Origin of the sequence: Stenotrophomonas sp. 1337 (genome assembly GCF_031455455.1) — a bacterium.
Taxonomy (GTDB): domain Bacteria; phylum Pseudomonadota; class Gammaproteobacteria; order Xanthomonadales; family Xanthomonadaceae; genus Stenotrophomonas; species Stenotrophomonas indicatrix.
Genome location: NZ_JAVDSR010000010.1, coordinates 107764 through 125252 on the forward strand (window position 1 = coordinate 107764; position 17489 = coordinate 125252).

14 protein-coding genes and 1 pseudogene are annotated in these 17489 nt (G+C 57.8%); 9 read left to right on the plus strand and 6 right to left on the minus strand.

Annotated features, from left to right (window positions below; translation table 11 throughout):
* The first annotated feature begins 80 nt into the window (after nt 1–80).
* On the plus strand, nt 81–302 hold the full coding sequence (locus J2X70_RS14740; RefSeq protein ID WP_279208461.1) for a hypothetical protein: 222 nt from the start codon (nt 81–83) through the stop codon (nt 300–302).
* Between the two features lie 478 nt (nt 303–780).
* Complete coding sequence (locus J2X70_RS14745; protein WP_309910975.1) at nt 781–1149, plus strand: hypothetical protein; 369 nt, start codon at nt 781–783, stop codon at nt 1147–1149.
* 77 nt (nt 1150–1226) lie between these two features.
* Here the strand turns inward: J2X70_RS14745 and J2X70_RS14750 are convergent, their stop codons facing one another.
* Nucleotides 1227–1607: an integrase core domain-containing protein gene (locus J2X70_RS14750; RefSeq protein ID WP_309910977.1), complete on the minus strand. Its 381-nt coding sequence runs from the start codon at nt 1605–1607 to the stop codon at nt 1227–1229.
* A gap of 45 nt (nt 1608–1652) precedes the next feature.
* Here J2X70_RS14750 and J2X70_RS14755 point away from each other — a divergent pair, with 45 nt between their 5' ends.
* The 7 genes from J2X70_RS14755 (at nt 1653) to J2X70_RS14785 (ending at nt 11245) form a co-directional block, all read left to right on the plus strand.
* Entirely contained in the window at nt 1653–1862 is a 210-nt protein-coding gene (locus J2X70_RS14755; protein WP_309911059.1) for a hypothetical protein, read from the plus strand.
* Between the two features lie 701 nt (nt 1863–2563).
* Nucleotides 2564–5146 carry a Z1 domain-containing protein gene (locus tag J2X70_RS14760; RefSeq protein WP_309910979.1) on the plus strand — a complete coding sequence of 861 codons (2583 nt, stop codon included), beginning with the start codon at nt 2564–2566 and terminating at the stop codon, nt 5144–5146.
* Nucleotides 5136–6143 (plus strand): PD-(D/E)XK motif protein, encoded by a 1008-nt coding sequence (locus J2X70_RS14765; RefSeq protein WP_309910981.1) that lies wholly within the window; start codon nt 5136–5138, stop codon nt 6141–6143. The genes J2X70_RS14760 and J2X70_RS14765 overlap by 11 nt, the downstream gene beginning before the upstream one ends.
* Nucleotides 6140–7981: a hypothetical protein gene (locus J2X70_RS14770; RefSeq protein ID WP_309910983.1), complete on the plus strand. Its 1842-nt coding sequence runs from the start codon at nt 6140–6142 to the stop codon at nt 7979–7981. Before J2X70_RS14765 ends, J2X70_RS14770 begins: the two co-directional genes overlap by 4 nt.
* The gene (locus J2X70_RS14775) at nt 7978–8877 is read left to right on the plus strand and encodes a hypothetical protein (protein ID WP_309910985.1); all 900 of its coding nucleotides are present in this window, start codon (nt 7978–7980) and stop codon (nt 8875–8877) included. Before J2X70_RS14770 ends, J2X70_RS14775 begins: the two co-directional genes overlap by 4 nt.
* On the plus strand, nt 8874–9653 hold the full coding sequence (locus J2X70_RS14780) for a hypothetical protein (protein WP_309910987.1): 780 nt from the start codon (nt 8874–8876) through the stop codon (nt 9651–9653). Before J2X70_RS14775 ends, J2X70_RS14780 begins: the two co-directional genes overlap by 4 nt.
* 77 nt (nt 9654–9730) lie before the next feature.
* A complete protein-coding gene (locus tag J2X70_RS14785) occupies nt 9731–11245 on the plus strand; it encodes a DNA cytosine methyltransferase (protein WP_309910989.1) in 1515 nt (504 codons plus the stop codon).
* Here J2X70_RS14785 and J2X70_RS14790 read toward each other — a convergent pair.
* The 5 genes and pseudogenes from J2X70_RS14790 to aceE form a co-directional block, all read right to left on the minus strand.
* A complete protein-coding gene (locus tag J2X70_RS14790) occupies nt 11224–11685 on the minus strand; it encodes a very short patch repair endonuclease (protein WP_309910992.1) in 462 nt (153 codons plus the stop codon). The genes J2X70_RS14785 and J2X70_RS14790 overlap by 22 nt on opposite strands.
* A gap of 178 nt (nt 11686–11863) precedes the next feature.
* Nucleotides 11864–12373: pseudogene (locus J2X70_RS14795) on the minus strand (integrase core domain-containing protein); the annotation flags it as partial.
* A gap of 384 nt (nt 12374–12757) precedes the next feature.
* Nucleotides 12758–13045 carry a hypothetical protein gene (locus tag J2X70_RS14800; protein WP_309910994.1) on the minus strand — a complete coding sequence of 96 codons (288 nt, stop codon included), beginning with the start codon at nt 13043–13045 and terminating at the stop codon, nt 12758–12760.
* Between the two features lie 3 nt (nt 13046–13048).
* The gene (locus tag J2X70_RS14805; protein WP_309910996.1) at nt 13049–14605 is read right to left on the minus strand and encodes a hypothetical protein; all 1557 of its coding nucleotides are present in this window, start codon (nt 14603–14605) and stop codon (nt 13049–13051) included.
* A 111-nt stretch (nt 14606–14716) separates the two neighbouring features.
* Nucleotides 14717–17404 carry a pyruvate dehydrogenase (acetyl-transferring), homodimeric type gene (gene aceE / locus J2X70_RS14810; RefSeq protein WP_099841795.1) on the minus strand — a complete coding sequence of 896 codons (2688 nt, stop codon included), beginning with the start codon at nt 17402–17404 and terminating at the stop codon, nt 14717–14719.
* Nucleotides 17405–17489 lie beyond the last annotated feature (85 nt).

A 17489-nucleotide genomic window follows, 5' to 3' on the forward strand; every position in this document is an offset into this window, starting at 1 on the left:
CAGAAAATGCCTGGGGCAGCTTCATTCCAAGCCCATGAGACACCTTTAGGCCATCCTCCCTGCACCGTTGGAGGATGACCATGACCAAGATCGACGCCGAATGGCTGGAAGCCTTCGACAAGGAGCTCCTCCACCAGTGTGCCATCGACCATGGCGATGCCTGCATGGATGAGTACCTGCTGGGCTGCTACGCAGACCTGCCGCCGCGCGAGGCGGCGCTGGCGTTCGGCAGCGACTACGACCTGGAGCGCGACGATGCGCTGTGGCCACGGCCGGGACTGGCGCCGCAAAGCGAGCGGTGACGCATTCGCCACTCTTTGCACTGCGGCCCCGATAGCGAGCTGTCGCAATTGGGACAGCACCACACCGAAACCGTGCAGCGTGATGCCCATACGCGTGACGGCTTAACATCGCTCGAAAGCCCTGCGCCGCAGGAGATGTGCCGCTTCCGTGCTATGCGACAATGCCGTAAGCGTCAGCATTTGCAGCCTCAGTAGCCTGCGACTTCTTGGCATTTGGCATCTGTGCGGGTACACCTTGGCATGCCACCGAGCACCGGTGGCGCGGGCCTCGAAAACCCGTCTGAATACCTAGTGCTTTGCGCTTGTCAGCCGGCGTCACCTCTGCGTGGCGCCGGCTGGCAATCCGTTCGCGTTCCATGGCGGGCGGTGCGTGGGGGCCTCCGGGCCCGCCGGCTTGGGTATTCACCGGTTTTCGAGCCACGCATCGTCCGCCACCTTTATCGGTGGCGCTGCTGTCTGTCCTGTACGGAGCATTGCCATGAACGCATCGGAATTCCGTTCCCTGCACGCGCAGTACGATCCGGCCAACGCAGAGCCGGAGCACGAACTGTCCGCCGATCCCAACGCCTTTGTCGCCACGCTCCGACGTATCGGAACCGGGGCGGCTGCGGATGGTCAACCTTGGCCGGAGAGGCATCAATTGCCTGGGCGCTGTCTTGAGCTGGCGGACGCGGACTGCGCTCTGGCTGGCCTGCGTGTGGTGCAGGAGGTGTTGCTGGCAGCAGAGCGCACGCGGCAGAACGGAGCGCCGGAGGAGTACCTGGGGGACCGGGTGATGGAAGGGCTGATGATGGCGTGCGTGGCGCTTACGGCGCAGGTGGTAGAGCGGTTGCAGACCGACGCGTAGCGGTGGCGTTTCAGTCTGCCGCATGACGGCCTGCGTCGGGACGCGGGCGTTCAATCAGCAGCTGTTCGCGCGAGCGCCTATCGGCCGCGGGACGTGCATTTGCTGCCGTCATTTATGTAGCCGCATAGGCCGCATCCGGGGTCATCATCCTTAACGCTTGGCGCGGGTGCCGCTGGTTGTAGAACAATCCAGTCAGCGATCACGCGCAAGGCATGCACTTGGCTCTCGAAGCGGTGCCGGTGGACGCACTGCCCCTTAAGCGTCCTGATCACTTGTCCCGACATCCCGTTCTGCTGTGGGCAGTGCGGGGTGATGAACTCCTGTTCCACGACGTAGCTGCGCACCAGCTTGGGGTAGTCGTGGCTGGCGAGCACCAAACCGTTGTCCGAGCGCAGCAGGAAGGGGGCGCGAACTCGCCCAAGCGTCACGTAACGAGTGACCAGGGCGGCCGAGGTCATGCTGGTCTTCCGGTTCGCGAGAGCTTCCAGCCCAGGAGCTGCCGCGTGCTGCACAGGCTTAGCCAGCGATCCTTGCGGGCGTTTGATGAGGCGATGTTGGAGTTCTATTCCATCGACCACTGGGACGCCGGAATGGATGAATATCTGCTTGCGTGTTACACGGACCTTCCAGCGCGGGAGGCAGCGCTGGCATTTGGCGAGGGCTACGACTTGAATCGGATGGACCCATTCTGGTCCCTGCGGCGCAAGAAATAGAAACTTGGCGCGGCTCAACTCATAGGCTTACATGCCGATCCAAGTTCGGATCTCTTCAGCGAGCGCGCTTTCGCCCAGCAAGGAATCTGTCCTAGGTGACGCCACCCACGCAAACTTCCTCACCCGAATCTTGCCGATTGCGGCCGGCAAGGGTACCAAGCCATCTTCCCTGTGCCTGAAGCTCATGATGAATTCTCTCTCTGCTTCAAAGCCAGATGCGAATGACACGACCTGATTGAAGCTCGCACGGTCCCAGTCACCGCCAAAGTACTTGTACTTGACGTCCCCCACGACACAACCTCCATCCACGACGAGGCCGGGAGTGAGCGTGATCCCACCTCCGTCAGGAAATTGCCTGCTTATGTGGATACAGGGGGTTTGGTCGACGCTGCCTGCTGGTTGCCGCGTGTAGCTCGAATAGATCACGGCCCAGGCCTTGTCGCCCCTGACCACTGACGGCTGCACAGAACGCTGGCCGCCGGACGAAAATATGAATGCGCAACGTCAATTTTCTGACGTTGCGCATCCAATAATTTCCGAACCTTACCCTCTTGCGCGGCTTTGGATAGTCAACAACAATCAGTCGACTAGATCACAGTTCTTAGATGGCCGTGACTCGATTAGCTGCGCATGGATGTCCGGCTGGTTGGAATGACCATGACATCCGTCCGCTTCACTCTCCGAGAAGGGACGCATACGACGTGAGCAAACAGTTCGACTCCTTTGTGACCATGCTGCGGGACAACCTCCCCAAGCACGACAACATTGAGCAGGCCGCTCAAGCCGTTCGGACGCACATGATGAACTTCATCGGTCCGTTCTCGGCGGAGCTTGAGCAGGACTTCGCGGCCGCGTTGGCCAGCCTGAAGGCGTCCTTCCAGAACGTTGAGATTCTGAGGCGAAACTCACTCGTCAATCCTAGGCGCGTTTGGTATAGGGGCCCGGGGCCAAAGGACCGCCACTGGCCAGCCCTCTCTTCCTACCTGACCGAAGTCAAGGGATGGAAAGATTCGATGGAATCCCTGGATGACTCATCATCGGAAGTCGTTTCGCTGCTGGCTAATCCGACGGACGACACGTTCCGCTGCCGAGGCTTGGTAGTCGGCTATGTGCAGTCCGGCAAGACTGCAAACATGACTGCGGTCATCGCAAAGGCCGTGGATGCCGGATACAACCTCATCATTCTTCTTGGCGGCGTGACCAACAAGCTCCGAGCACAGACCCAGCGGCGCATTGAGTACGATGTTGTGAATCGTCACCGCCATCTCTGGCACACCTATACAGATGACTCGGACGACGGGGACTTCGTAAAGCCGAAGAATGGGCAGTTCACAATGCCACTTGAGGGCGGAGCTCAGCTTGCCGTCATCAAGAAGGAATCCAGACGACTGGATCGTCTTCTCACAACGGCCAAGGCTACAACTAGGCAGACTCTCCATAGGCTGAAAGTCCTCATCATCGATGATGAGTGCGACCAAGCGTCGGTCAACTCGGCGGCGGATGAGGATGAGATGACGAAGATTAACGAAGCCATCCGCCGAATCATTCACGCGTTCCCTTCCGTAAGTTACGTCGGCTACACCGCGACACCGTTTGCGAACGTTTTCATTAACCCGTTCCCGGTGAGAAAGGAAGAGCTTGACGATCTGTACCCAGAGGACTTCATTACCGCCCTACCCCGGCCGGAGGGTTACTTCGGTACCCGCGAGGTATTTGGCCCGTCCGACATCTCTGCCGATGACGAGAAAGATGGGGACTATGGAAAGAGCATGCTTCGCCCTATCCCCTCCAAGGAAGTGGCCAAACTGACGCCGGGCGGAAAGAATCAGTACAAGACCTTTGTGCCGGCGATGACAGAGCAGCTTGAGCGCGCACTGGTGTGGTATCTGATTACATGTGCCATTCGACGCAGCCGATTGCAGCTTTCGCATATGACCATGCTGATCCACACATCGTCGTATGTTGCCCAGCACGACAATATGGCAGCGCTAGTTGCCGGCTGGCTGACGCGGAACAGCGCCGATATTCGCCATCTTGGTGGCCGAATGGGCGCTCTGTTCGAGGACGTTTTTGCATCGGAGACTCGGCGTGTGCCTTTGGAGCACCCGCTACCAACGGGCGATCTCAGGTCCGACCTCTCGTCATACTTGGGGGAGGTGCTTGATGCGCTCGAGGTCGCTGTTGAGAATGGCTACAGCGACGAGCGACTGGACTTCACGAAAGACGTCAAGACTTACATTGTCATAGGCGGCTCCGTTTTGGCACGAGGGCTCACCCTCGAAGGACTCTGCGTATCCTTCTTCCTTCGCACTTCGCGTCAATACGACACCCTGCTTCAGATGGGTCGCTGGTTCGGCTTCCGACACGGGTATGAGGATCTCCCTCGGCTCTGGACGACGTCCGACCTCATCTCCAACTTCCGATCTTTGGCGCAGGTCGAAGAGGAAATCCGTAAAGAGATCTCTGTGTACAAGACAGCCGAGGTAAGGCCAACCGACTTTGCAGTCAAGGTTCGCGAGATACCAGGTCTCGCGATTACCTCAGCAGCGAAAATGCGCCATGCGTACCGGACCAGCATCAGCTTCGACGGCCGTCACCTTCAGACAATCCGATTCGATCACAAGAAGGAGACCAACTGGGCGGTGACGGAAACCTTTGTCAATGCGTTGATTGAGGAACTTGGGAATGGTTCACATCAGAGCGTCTTCTTTGGTGTTCCCGCCGGCATGGTTAGACGATTCCTTGTTGGTTACTCCATCTGCGACAAGCACCTCGATCTAAACAAGTCGATGCTCCTCGGCTATCTCGATGAGAATTTGAACAAGCTACCGGCTTGGAACGTTGCGGTTATGAGCAGCAGCAGTCGAGACGCCAAGAATGCAACACTTGGTCAATTTGGAAGAATTTCCCTGTTCACCCGCTCTCGCCTAGACGAGCCGACGGACTACGCCGATATAAAGGCGCTTATGTCCAAGGGAGACATCCTTGTAGATGTACCGAAGGACGACCGTGGTCTAGTGGGGAGCTGGGAGGAGCTTAAGGCTCAGAGAAGCGAAGTCCCTCTGCTTCTCATCTACCCCATCGACAAGGATTCTGCGCCCAATCCAAAGGCCACCAATCGCGCCAGCTTGGACGCGAAAGGCAATCTGATAGGCCTCGGCTGGGTGTTCCCGGGAGCCAAGGATCGCGCAGGTTCCTATTACAGCGTGGAGCTCAACGTGCCAACGCCTGAGCAGCTAGACGAGGGCGACGAAATGATTGCCGAGATGGTCAATGAAGCGTGAGTCGCCGCATGACGTTTGGGTAGGCCTGCGAAGCAACAGCGTCTCGGACAACGTCGTCGAGATCGCGAGCGTCCCCAGCACCGTCCAAACCGGTTACGGACCTGTGCGCTATGCTCTGGATGAGATTGGCTCTCCTAGGCTCTTAATCCCCTGCACGTGGATTGACGGCCTTGAGACGCTGACCAAGTTAAGCGGTCCCAGCCTCAGCGTCCGGTTGTCCAGTCTGCAAGGACGTGATGGTCGAGTGCTCTATGTCGACTTGGTGCTGGCTGCTCCTGTTCTCTCGGAGGTCTTCGCGGAGCTATGCCAAGAGATCATGAGTCGAATCGCTTCAGGTGGAAATCCTGGGGAGGCTGTTGCGAGTACGATCCAGGACTTTCGCGCGCTCTTGGCCGATCCCAAGACACAGGTGGTTGATGAATCTTCCATCGGCGGGCTGATAGGCGAACTTCTTTTCCTGCTGAAGATCACTAGAAATGGTGCTGGATCTGCTGCCGCATGGACGGGCCCCATGGGGCAGCGGCATGACTTCAGAACCAGTAGGGGTTCGGTAGAGGTGAAGACGTCGCTGAGGAAGGAGACGACTCACATTCACATTCACGGACTTGAGCAACTTTCGGAACCGGCGGGAGCGCCTCTTTGGCTGGCTCATTTCAGAATCGAGCGGTCGTCCTCGGGACGGCTTTCCGTCTCAGCTCTCTTTGATGAGCTCGTTGCCCAAGGCGTGCCACCCGAAGAGCTTTGCACCAGACTTGCGGTCATGGGATGCAACGACCCGTACAGCCCGGCCTGGAATGCCTCCTCCTATGAACTTGAAGCATTCGACCTTTATGCAGTTACAGAGGCGTTTCCAAAATTGGACACATTATCCTTCCGAGGCGGGATACTTCCCTTGGGCGTGTCCGGCTTGGAGTATCAGATCGATCTTTCATTTGCACGCGACCGCCTGATCCAAGGATCTGACATGGAGTACGTCATTGAGGGAATGTCTGAGTGAACACGCTTGATATCTATAGCGAACCATATTCCCCCAACGGAAACCTAGCAGGCTCCGGGTATCGCAGGCTACTAGGCCGTCCGTCCATGGACTTGCTTCAAACCGTAATTCGTGAAGGGCTACAGAACGTAGTCGATGCCGCTGATCAGGGTCATCCTCCTCGCGCGCTCATTAGGGTTCGCACCCTAGATGATTCGCAGCGAGATGCTCTGCGGACATTGGCACTGGCGAACCTCCCGCATGGCGGCGAGTCGACTGAACTTATACAGTCCACGTTGAGACGGACGAGCATCCGCGTATTCGAGCTGTGCGACTTCGATACAGCTGGACTCTCCGGACCGACGGATGCTGATGCGCCTCCAGTGCAAGGCGAAAAGCTCAACTTTGTGAACTTTTTGAAGAACGTTGGTGCAACACGTGACACGGCTCAAGGCGGCGGAACCTATGGCTATGGGAAGAGTTCTTTTTATGCCCTAAGCGACTGTTCAACCATTATTGCAGATAGCCAAACCACATGCGGCGGCTCGCCCGTGCGGCGATTGATGGGTTGCCATCTAGGCGATGCCTTTGACGCTCCTTCCATTGATGGTGCGCGGAACCTTCGCTTTACGGGAAGACATTGGTGGGGAGTGCGCCATGGGGATGGCCGAGTTGGTCCTTTGACGGATGATTCCGCATCGTCGTTGGCAGATGCGCTTGGGCTGCCTTTCAGGTCGGCGAGGGAGTCGGGTACATCGATCATGGTGCTGGACCCCTCACTGGACGACGTTGATATCGCTAGTGTTGCCAAGCGTATTGTTACCTGCGTTCTGATGAACTTCTGGCCGCGGATGTGCGAATCGACTCCCAAAGAGAAGCGACTCTCTCTTGATGTCTATGTTGATGGCAGCCTTGTAGAGCTTCCCAGTCCGGAGGACTTCCCGCCACTGGACCTATACGCCAGTGCGCTAGCGTCTTTGAAGACCGGTGCCGACTACTTAGCTATTAAGCGATACTCGAAGGTACTGGGGAAACTGAGTTTCAAATCTGGGCTCAAAGTTCAACGGCATCACATGACAGATACCGATGGTGCAAATGTACTACTAGGATCTTCGCACATTGCCCTCATGAGGCCCGTCGAACTGGTCGTAAGGTATTTGCCAGGCCAGCCTTATTCCGATGACCAATACGAATGGGCGGGTGTCTTCATTTGCTCCGATGAAGATGAAATCGAGAGGGCATTCGCGGACTCCGAGCCACCCACGCACGACGACTGGGTGGCAGAGAATCTCCAATCTGGAGACGCAAAAGCCGTGGTCAAGCTGGCGATGCAGAAGTTGAAGAAGGAGGCGAATGACTTCACGCGCCGCCCCAGCCATATTGCAGGCTCAACGTCTTCGTCCCCCAGCCTTGCAGCGACGGCTGGCAAGATGGGACGATTTCTTGCACCAGTTTCGTCAAAGGGTCCCGGGCTCCCCGACCGCGCAGGCACCCGGTCTGGCCCCGCAAGACGGATACGAATTGCTCCGCCGGAGTTTGTTGGACTGTCCGTCGGTCAAGACGGAGCAACGGTGGCTACCTTCAAGGCCGAGCTCCACAACGATGGCTCTTCCCCAGAGCTGCACGTCAACGTCAGTCCGCGATTGGTGGCAGATGGCGCGAAGGCGTCTGACCGAGACGTTCCACCCGCCTTCCTTCCGCAGGCCATAGGTGTCTCGTTGCCTCAACACTCCCTCGAAGCAGCTGGAAGAACATTGAAAGTCGGCAAGCTAGGCGGAACCCTTTTTATCCGAACGACCGTACCCACTGGGACAGCTGTCGAAGTAGAGCTGGACTTCTTTTTTGAGGCCGAGCGATGAGGAGGACGGCATTTCCCTTTCTCGTTCTCCCTGACGAGGCGGTCACCTTCGAGGGTTGGTACCTTGGTGACAAGGGGATGCCGCTTGAACCAGCTCGCGAACTATTGGAAGACTGGGACTACGCTAGAGATCTGACACTGCGCGCCTCCATTCGATTGGACTGGCAGGCCGCTGCCAACGCACTGGAGGTTGATGCAGATTCACTTGTGATTGCTGCTGCACTTCATGTGGGAACTGGTCAGGGAAGGCTCCCGCGGCGCACGGCGATCCTAGCCAAGGAGAGCTTCAGCAAGTCGCAAACGCATGTTGTGCTGGCGGCTGAGCTCGACGGTTCTCAACTTTCCTCGCGGATCACTGGACACATTCACCTATCCTTGGGCGCCGGCGTAGAAGGGGCGTCTGCCCTATCACCAAGCTTGCCAGGTTCCCGCCTCTGGTCTACGGACTTCGATGTTCTGATCGAGGACGGCGGAAGTTCCCGATTCCCGATTTCTTCGCTTAGTTTCAAGGATGCATTTCCGAATAGCACGCACCTGTTCTCCCCTTGGTACCTTGAGTGGAGGCCTGGAGATTTGCATTCGGACTTCTCCTCCAGCGTGTCGCTATATGTAAACGAGGATGAAGAGGAGTTCCACAAGCGGTTCCATGCTGGGGATCGCCTTACGGTCCAAAGCGTGATTGGCGGGGTCGCGTTTGAACTCTGTAGCGTTGCTTTGATGTCCGAGGATGGCTTTGACATCGATACGTTTGAGGAAGGGTCGGTCGGCGCCGTGATTTCTCACTGGCTGGTTCAAGCGTTTGGTCAGACTGTAGCGCGTTCAGCCAAAGGCGAGCTAGAGAAGGACCCTGGTGCATTTTTTGCGTCCATGCTTTCGGCGATGAGTGAGGAGCCATGACTACCCTGCTTTTTCCGCGTCTCTCAAGGCTTGGTGTCAGGCGATTGATTGATGAGTTGGGCGAGGATTACCAAACAGCCTCTGCCAAAAGCTTTCTTTCCAGTCATTCTTCACTGGGTGGTTTCGGCGCCAGTGGCGGACTTAGAAACGCTCGATCCTTTGAGGACTTGGCAGCCCGGTTGAGAGAGGTTGCGGTGACCTGCGGATTGCCCTCTTCTGCCGGAGCAACTGCGAAAGCGAGGTTCGATCGAGACGCCGCCATAGTTCTCGGTGAGTGCGCCATGCTTCGAAGTGGGGAGGCGCTGCGGGATGATGTTTGGGCATATCTGGCTGCCGTCCTGCTCCCTGATGTGGTGAGGTGGCGTTTTGGAGAGGCACCAACTGAACGCTTCCAGGGAGGAGCTCGAAACACGTTTCAACGGCTGTGGATGCGCGCGTGGGCGCTAGATCTTGGAGAAGACAATCTTGAGCGTTGGACGCTCCTGCGCGGCCTGTCCGAAGATGCTCATGTAGCCATCTTTGAGCGCCCATCGATTGGCGGTAACGCCCTACTGGCAAGGGCATGCGCCGAGGAGTGGATCAGTGTGTCCCAGAGAATCGGCCGAGGAGCGATGGAAGATGTGATGCGTAAAGCGATCAAGATGCTGCGCCTTAGGCATCAGATCATCGACATTTCTGCCTTGTCGCTCAAAGAGATTAGAGAGCACGTCAGCGGGTCGTTTGCGCTCGCCGTGGGCAAGTTGGCGAACCCGGCTACCCCCATCCCGGCAGCTTGAATTCTTCGGGGTCGCGTGCCATCCTGGCGCCGCAGAAGCGGCGCAGCGGCGCCGCTATTTATATTTGTGAAAAAAGCATGCAGATCCCCGTAGTTGACGTCTTTGCCGGTCCTGGTGGCTTGGGCGAAGGATTCTCCGCTTACAGTCCGAAAGGCAGGGCCAAAGTCCGGCCTTTCAAGATCGCCATTTCTGCGGAGATGGAGGTCAATGCAGCAAAGACCCTGCGTCTGCGGGCCTTCTTCCGTCAGTTTGAACCTGGCAAAGTCCCCGCAAGCTACTACGATTACGTTGGTGGCCGGGCGGAACAGCCGTGGACGGATGCTACCAAGGCACAGTGGGTTGCGTCCGGGGAGGAGGCACGTCAGCTGCAGCTCGGTGTGCCCAAGGACGACAAGGTCCTGCATGAGAAGATCAAGCAGGTCGCCGCGAAAGGGGATCCTTGGATTCTTATCGGTGGGCCTCCGTGCCAAGCCTATTCGCTTGTTGGCCGCGCGAGGAACAAGGGTATCGCCGACTACAAGCCAGAAGAGGATCATCGCCACTTCCTTTACCAGCACTACCTCAAGATCCTGAGAGACCACCGTCCCGCAGCGTTCGTCATGGAGAACGTTAAGGGAATTCTCTCCTCTAAGGTGGGCGGGGAGCTGATGTTTCCGAAGATCCTGGCGGACCTCCACACACCTGGGGGGAAGAACGGGCCTCGCTATCGCGTCATACCGCTGATCAAGAGTGACAGCGACGCACTATTCGATGAAGAAGATGGCCGGCGCTACATCCTCCGCGCGGAGGAGCTTGGCGTTCCACAGGCCAGACACCGCGTTGTATTGGTCGGCGTCCTTGAGGACATTGACGTCTCGAACGCTCGCCTCATGGTGCCCTCTGATGAGCAGGTGGACGTGTCCTCGATGATACGAAACCTACCGAGGCTCAGAAGCGGCCTGACGGACATGGAAGTTGATTCGTGGCCCGAAGAGGCCAGAGAAATTCTCACGCATGCTGCGAAACTGTCCGAGGACACTGAAGTTGCGGCTGAGCTACTGCAGCAGGCGCAAAGGGTTACCAAGACCGATCCCGGCTCCGGCTCCAAGTCAGCGAACTGGACAGCGGGCTGTGCCAAGGTTCCCGCCCACTTGGAGGGGTGGCTCCTTGATCCAAAGCTTGCCTACTTGTTGAACCATGAAGTGCGTAAGCACATGTGGATGGATCTTGTTCGCTATGCCTACGCTTCTGCCTTCACTTTGACTCACGGGAAGTCCCCTCGCGGTTCGGGAGAGTTCCCTGAAGCCATGCATCCGGCCCACGCGAACTGGTCATCGGGCAAGTTCATCGACCGCTTCAAGGTTCAGCGGTGGAAGGGGCCAAGCTCGACCGTAACGAGCCACCTCTCAAAGGATGGCCACTACTTCATTCATCCTGATCCATCACAACTTAGAAGTCTCTCTGTGCGAGAGGCGGCAAGACTGCAGACTTTCCCGGACAACTACTTCTTCGAGGGTTCAAGGGGGGCTCAGTTCCGGCAGGTTGGTAACGCCGTACCCCCATGGATGGCGAATCAAATTGCGGATGTAGTCTATTCGATCTTGGGAACCTGATCGGCCGCAAACTCGGCATACCCTTGGTCGGACCTCAGGAAATCTGAAAGTTCGGCGAGTGCCGTTCCGGGGCGCAACTTTAGACTGCACTCCCACACAACAGCCACTCTCCAGCCCATCCGCCTTAAGTCGCGGTACTGTCGCTCGTCCCGAGCGCTGTTTGCCTCAAGCTTTTGCCTCCAGAACTCAGGGCGCGTAGATGGAAAGGTTGCGAACTTGCAACCTTCATGCATATGCCAGAAGCACCCATGAACGAAGACTACCGCATGGTATTTGGGTAGAACGAGGTCCGGCACCCCAGGGAGATCGCGGCGATGAAGCGAGTATCGGAATCCATTCCGATGAAGATACAAGCGAACCTCTCGCTCGGGCTTTGTGTGCTTCCCTTTTATTCCCGACATCATCCGAGACCGGGTAACGGAATCAACAACGTCTCCCATGTCAGACAACTTCGTTGTGACCAGAGGCAATGCTACCCTTATCGGGAGTGAGTAGCGCGTCTATTCCCGTCAACTGAACGAGGTCACTCAAGCAAGCCTCAATCGGCATTCATTTACACACTAAGGGCTAAGAATAAGAAGTTAATCCCCCCGCTTTTAGCGGTCGCCTAAAGTGGAACTACGCAGCCAACGCAAGCTTGTGCATCGGCGTGATGCCGCCGAGCGCCATGTTCGGGCGCTCATTGTTGCAAGTCCAAAACCAGCGGGTAGCAGTTACCTGCACCTGTTCTATATCGCTGAAGAGGTTGCAGGCAACCCACGCGTAGCGCACTGTGCGGTTGTAGCGTTCGATGTACGCGTTCTGCTGTGGGCCGCTTGGCTGGATGTATATCAAGGCGATGCTCTGCCTCTCCGCGCATGCCTGCAGCGCACCACTGATGTACTCCGGGCCGTTGTCGCAGCGGATGGATCGGGGCTCGCCGCACCATTGAATCACCTGCTCAAGGCTTCGGATTACGCGAGCAGCACGCAACGAGATATCGACCTCCATCGCCAGGCCCTGTCGGTTGAAGTCATACAAGACGTTGAACAGTCGGGAGCTCCGAGCATCAGCAAGCTGGTCATGCATTAAGTCTATTGACCAGGTCTGGTTGGCCGCCTCAGGCACGGCAAGGGACTCTGGCGCCTCATGCTTTTTGAGAGTGAGTCCCTGAGCAAGTCAGCGCTTTACGAGAAAATTTCACTTATGGTCGCTGCTAGATCTTGAGGGGATTACCCTTGAAGCACTTGCGGCGTGGCGCTTTGCGATAGCGTAGTAGATCCGCATCGAACGACTGGACCTCTCGGCCAATGTTAAGAGGGTGGAGAACCCCGCCGTTGCCGTGATCCCATCGAAGAGGGGGAACGTTAATGCTCCGTGCCTTCCTAACTGGATCACCCCGACCGGGCAGCCCAGAGCCGGCAACGACAAAGATGCCCTTTCAACCAACGGATACAACCTACAGTTAGATCACATCACCGCACGAACACAAGGCAGCCAATCTAGAGGCATTCGCCACACCCGTCTTACTACTTACTCCAGGCCTGAGCCACCTACTCCTAAAGACCAATCCCTGAAGAATATTGCTATTCTTTTTGCCTCGACGTCATATGGGTTACTTGCAACAGCTGATACGTCCGACAAGTACCTAAGAACTGTCTTGGCTGCGTCCGACGCGCCAAACCTCGTGGCATACTTATCGAAATCCTTGGCCGGTATAGATGAGTTTTGGGCAAGTGAAGATATTATGTTTATGTCCTTGTTCGACAAAATCACGACACCCTGCTGACCGATCCCTGAAGGAATATTCTTGCTACCCATGATTTACTCCCTGGTAGAAACGGAATGAACGCCACATAGAACAGGATAGGAGGCGACCCCCCCATCAGCTCGCCCATCTATGGTTGTCTCAACCTTCTTTCTGAACTGAAGGTTGAGCACGATTGCCTCATCCATGTCACCCAATTCTAGTGGCACGAACTGGCCGAATGCGTCTCGCCAGGAAGCAACCACCCTTCGCACGGGCATCCCATTTGGCTTTGATAGCTTTACCATTCCTAAACTAGTGATGGTCAGTACTGAGCTCCCCGGATCATCTGCGAGAACGGATGCGTACCGAGCAGACCAACGCTCTGCGAGCTGTGGACCGTCCATCAGCAGTGCGACCACCATGTTCGGCCCTACGCAGCGTACCAGTTCCGCGACCGGATCCTGTCGCGCTAGGTCTTCACAGATCAACGGACAGATCACTAGACTTTCGCTCATGGCGAAGAAGTTCAGACTACGAGGCTGGACCTCGATGTTTTCCCACCAATCCAGAGATGCTCCGAGAGTTGACCCGAGTCCATATGTCGAGATTTGAGATCCATCAATCCTCCACCGATGATGTTTGTATTGAGGGTCTGGCTCTTGCCAAGAGTACGGCGCGCTGAATCTCACTGAGTTCGTGAATGCGCCGGGTTGGCGGGATTTACCTCGAACGCCAGCCACTACCGCCATTCCTTCCACTGAGGCTGCTGAAGATATTTCCTTCCAGTCTTTCTCGCTAAGAGAGCACTCCGGGAAAACGACTAGATCAATCGACTGCCCAATCGACTTGACCTTGGTTGTTATTTTTTTCAGCCAATGCACGGCCGCCGCCTTAGAACCCGCCTGAGGTGGAAGATAGTCAAAATATCCGAAATTGCGAGCAGGATCCACGGATCTGCTCGCTGTCATTTTTAGATCGGAAGCATTCATTACAAGCGGCCAAGGTGCCACCAAGACGTTGTAGGAGCTTCGGTTCTCTTTACGAGGCGTAGGAAGCTGAGTCCAAACGGGACGGACCTCGCTAGCAGAGCACAGAGCGAGATGGTGCGTTAGGGATCGGACATTGAATCCCGATCGCGGAGTGTGCTGCTTGGGCAGGACGCGAAGTGCGTCTACCGGCACAAACTGGCAAAGAGTCCCGGAGTAGAGTCCCATCTCGGACACCGCTTCAAAAAGCCCGCGACTATTCCCTGGAAGCCCCACCCCGGCGGATGCAGCATCACAGGCCACTATCAGGTACAGGCAGCACTTTTCGAACTCAGCACTTAGCTGCAGGCCCTTCGAAAGTGCTTCAATCTCCCGACCCACTTCACTCCAAGCCTCACGAATTCCAACGGGAACAGTGGCGATCCGAAACCGACCTGTATCGAGGAGCTCGCGCCATTTTTTGCCAGCGGATTCCGCGTCTTTTACAAATTTCGAGTTGAATCGCCCGGGCTGCGCATAAGCTCTGTAGCAGCCGCTTACCTTGGCAAAGTATCCACACACTGCGAACACATCCGGCGGAGATTTAAGAGCATTCTCTGGGCGACCTTTAAAGCTACTTTGATAAATCTCCTGCAATCCAAACATTTCAGAATCATTCCATTAGTTTTCGAGAGCAGGACAATCGCTCAACTTCCGAACAAAAAAGAGGGACAGACGAGCCTGCCCCTCTCTATAGCTATCGCTCTAGCTTAGGCATCAAACCCCAACAGGGTTAGCCTTCTCCGGATCAATCTTGTACTGCTTGATCGCCCGGGCCACATCCTTCGCGGTCATCTTCCCGTCCTTCGCCAGCGCCGCAATCGCGGCATGCGCGATGTAGTACCGGTCAACCTCGAAGAACCGACGCAGGTTCGCACGCGTATCCGAACGGCCGAAACCATCGGTACCCAGCACGGTGTACGACATCGGCACGAACGCACGGATCTGGTCCGCATACGCACGCACGTAGTCGGTGGCGGCAATCGCCGGGCCCTGGCGGCCTTCCAGCAGCTCGGTCACGTAGGCCTTGCGCTGCTCACCTTCCGGATGCAGGCGGTTGGCACGTTCCACGTCGAAACCATCGCGACGCAGTTCGTTGAAGCTCGGGCAGCTCCAGATGTCGGCGGTCACGCCGAAGTCCTTGTCCAGCAGCTCGGCCGCGGCAATGGCTTCGCGCAGGATGGTGCCCGAACCCAGCAGCTGCACGCGCAGCTCGCCCTTCTTCGGCTTGCCGGCGTCGGTCAGCAGGTACATGCCCTTGACGATGCCTTCGGCCGCACCTTCCGGCATTTCCGGGTGGGTGTAGTTCTCGTTCATCAGGGTGACGTAGTAGTACTCGTCAATCTGATCTTCCATCATCGCCTTGGTGCCGTGCTGCAGGATCACCGTCACTTCGAAGCCGAAGGTCGGGTCGTAGCTGCGCACGTTCGGAATGCCACCAGCCACCAGATGGCTGAAGCCATCTTCGTGCTGCAGGCCTTCACCGTTCAGCGTGGTGCGGCCGGCGGTGCCACCCAGCAGGAAGCCGCGGGTACGCATGTCCGCTGCCTGCCAGGCGATGTCGCCCACGCGCTGGAAGCCGAACATCGAGTAGTAGATGTAGAACGGCAGCATCGGCACGTTGCTGACCGAGTAGCTGGTACCGGCGGCCATCCACGAGCTGATCGCGCCCGGCTCGCTGATGCCCTGCTGCAGCACCTGGCCGCTCTGGTCTTCGCGGTAGAACATCAGCTGGTCGGCGTCGACCGGCTTGTACTTCTGGCCGAACGGCGCGTAGATGCCGATCTGGCGGAACAGGCCTTCCATGCCGAAGGTACGGGCTTCGTCGGCCACGATCGGCACGATGTGCGGGCCCAGTTCCTTGTCGCGCAGGGTGATGTTCAGGCTCTGCACGAAGGCCATGGTGGTGGAGTAGCTGCGCTCGCCACTGCTCTTGAGCAGGCGCTCGTAGCTTTCCAGCTTCGGTGCGTTGAAGCTCTTTTCGGCCTTGCGGCGGCGCTGCGGCAGGTAACCACCCAGCGCGGCACGGCGTTCCTGCAGGTACTGCACTTCCGGCGAATCCGGGCCCGGGTGGTAGAACGGCACCTGGCCGTCGGCCAGCTGCGCGTCGGTCACCGGAATGTTGAAGCGGTCGCGGAAGTGGCGCACCGCTTCGTCGTCCAGCTTCTTGGTCTGGTGGGTCGGGTTCAGTGCTTCACCGGCGCTGCCCATGCCGTAGCCCTTGACCGTCTTGGCCAGGATGACGGTCGGCATGCCCTTGGTGTTCACGGCCTGGTGGTAGGCGGCGTACACCTTGTGCGGGTCGTGGCCGCCACGGTTCAGGCGCCAGATGTCGTCGTCGGAAAGACCGGCCACCATCGCGGCGGTTTCCGGGTACTTGCCGAAGAAATGCTCGCGGGTATACGCGCCGCCGAAGGCCTTGCAGTTCTGGTATTCGCCGTCGACGGTTTCCATCATCAGCTTCTTCAGGACGCCGTTGGTGTCCTTGGCCAGCAGGGCGTCCCAGTAACCGCCCCACAGCAGCTTGATGACATTCCAGCCGCCGCCACGGAACACGCCTTCCAGTTCCTGGATGATCTTGCCGTTGCCGCGAACCGGGCCGTCCAGGCGCTGCAGGTTGCAGTTCACCACGAAGATCAGGTTGTCCAGGCCTTCACGGCCGGCCAGCGCGATGGCACCCAGGGTTTCCGGCTCGTCGCTCTCGCCGTCGCCGATGAAGCACCACACCTTGCGGTCGGACTTCTCGATCAGGCCACGGTTTTCCAGGTAGCGCATGAACTGTGCCTGGTAGATGGCGGCCAGCGGGCCCAGGCCCATCGACACGGTCGGGGTCTGCCAGTACTCCGGCATCAGCCACGGGTGCGGGTACGACGACAGGCCGCCGCCGTCCACTTCCATGCGGAACTTGTCCAGCTGCTCTTCGCTGATGCGGCCTTCCAGGAAGGAACGCGCGTAGATGCCCGGGGCGCTGTGGCCCTGGATGAACAGCAGGTCGCCCGGATGGTTTTCGCTGGGGGCGCGCCAGAAGTGGTTGAAGCCCACGTCGTACAGCGTTGCGCCGGAGGCGAACGAGGCGATGTGGCCGCCCAGGTCACCCGGCTTGCGGTTGGCGCGCACCACCGTGGCCATCGCGTTCCAGCGGATGATCGAACGGATGCGCCATTCCAGTTCGGCGTTGCCCGGGCTCTTGGCCTCCAGCTGCGGCTCGATGGTGTTGACGTATTCGGTAGTGGGAGAGAACGGCAGATAGGCACCCGAACGACGGGTCAGTTCCACCATGCCTTCCAGCAGCTGATGCGCGCGCTCGGGGCCCTCGACATCAATAACGGCCTTCAACGACTCGATCCACTCCTGGGTTTCCACAGGATTCGGGTCGTTGTTCAGCACCTCGTTCAACCAGTTCATTAGCGCTCCCATTACCGCACGCACGCGCGCGACTGTTGATAGATTTCTAGACCGCAAAGTGTAGCGCACCAAGGGCTTTCGTCAC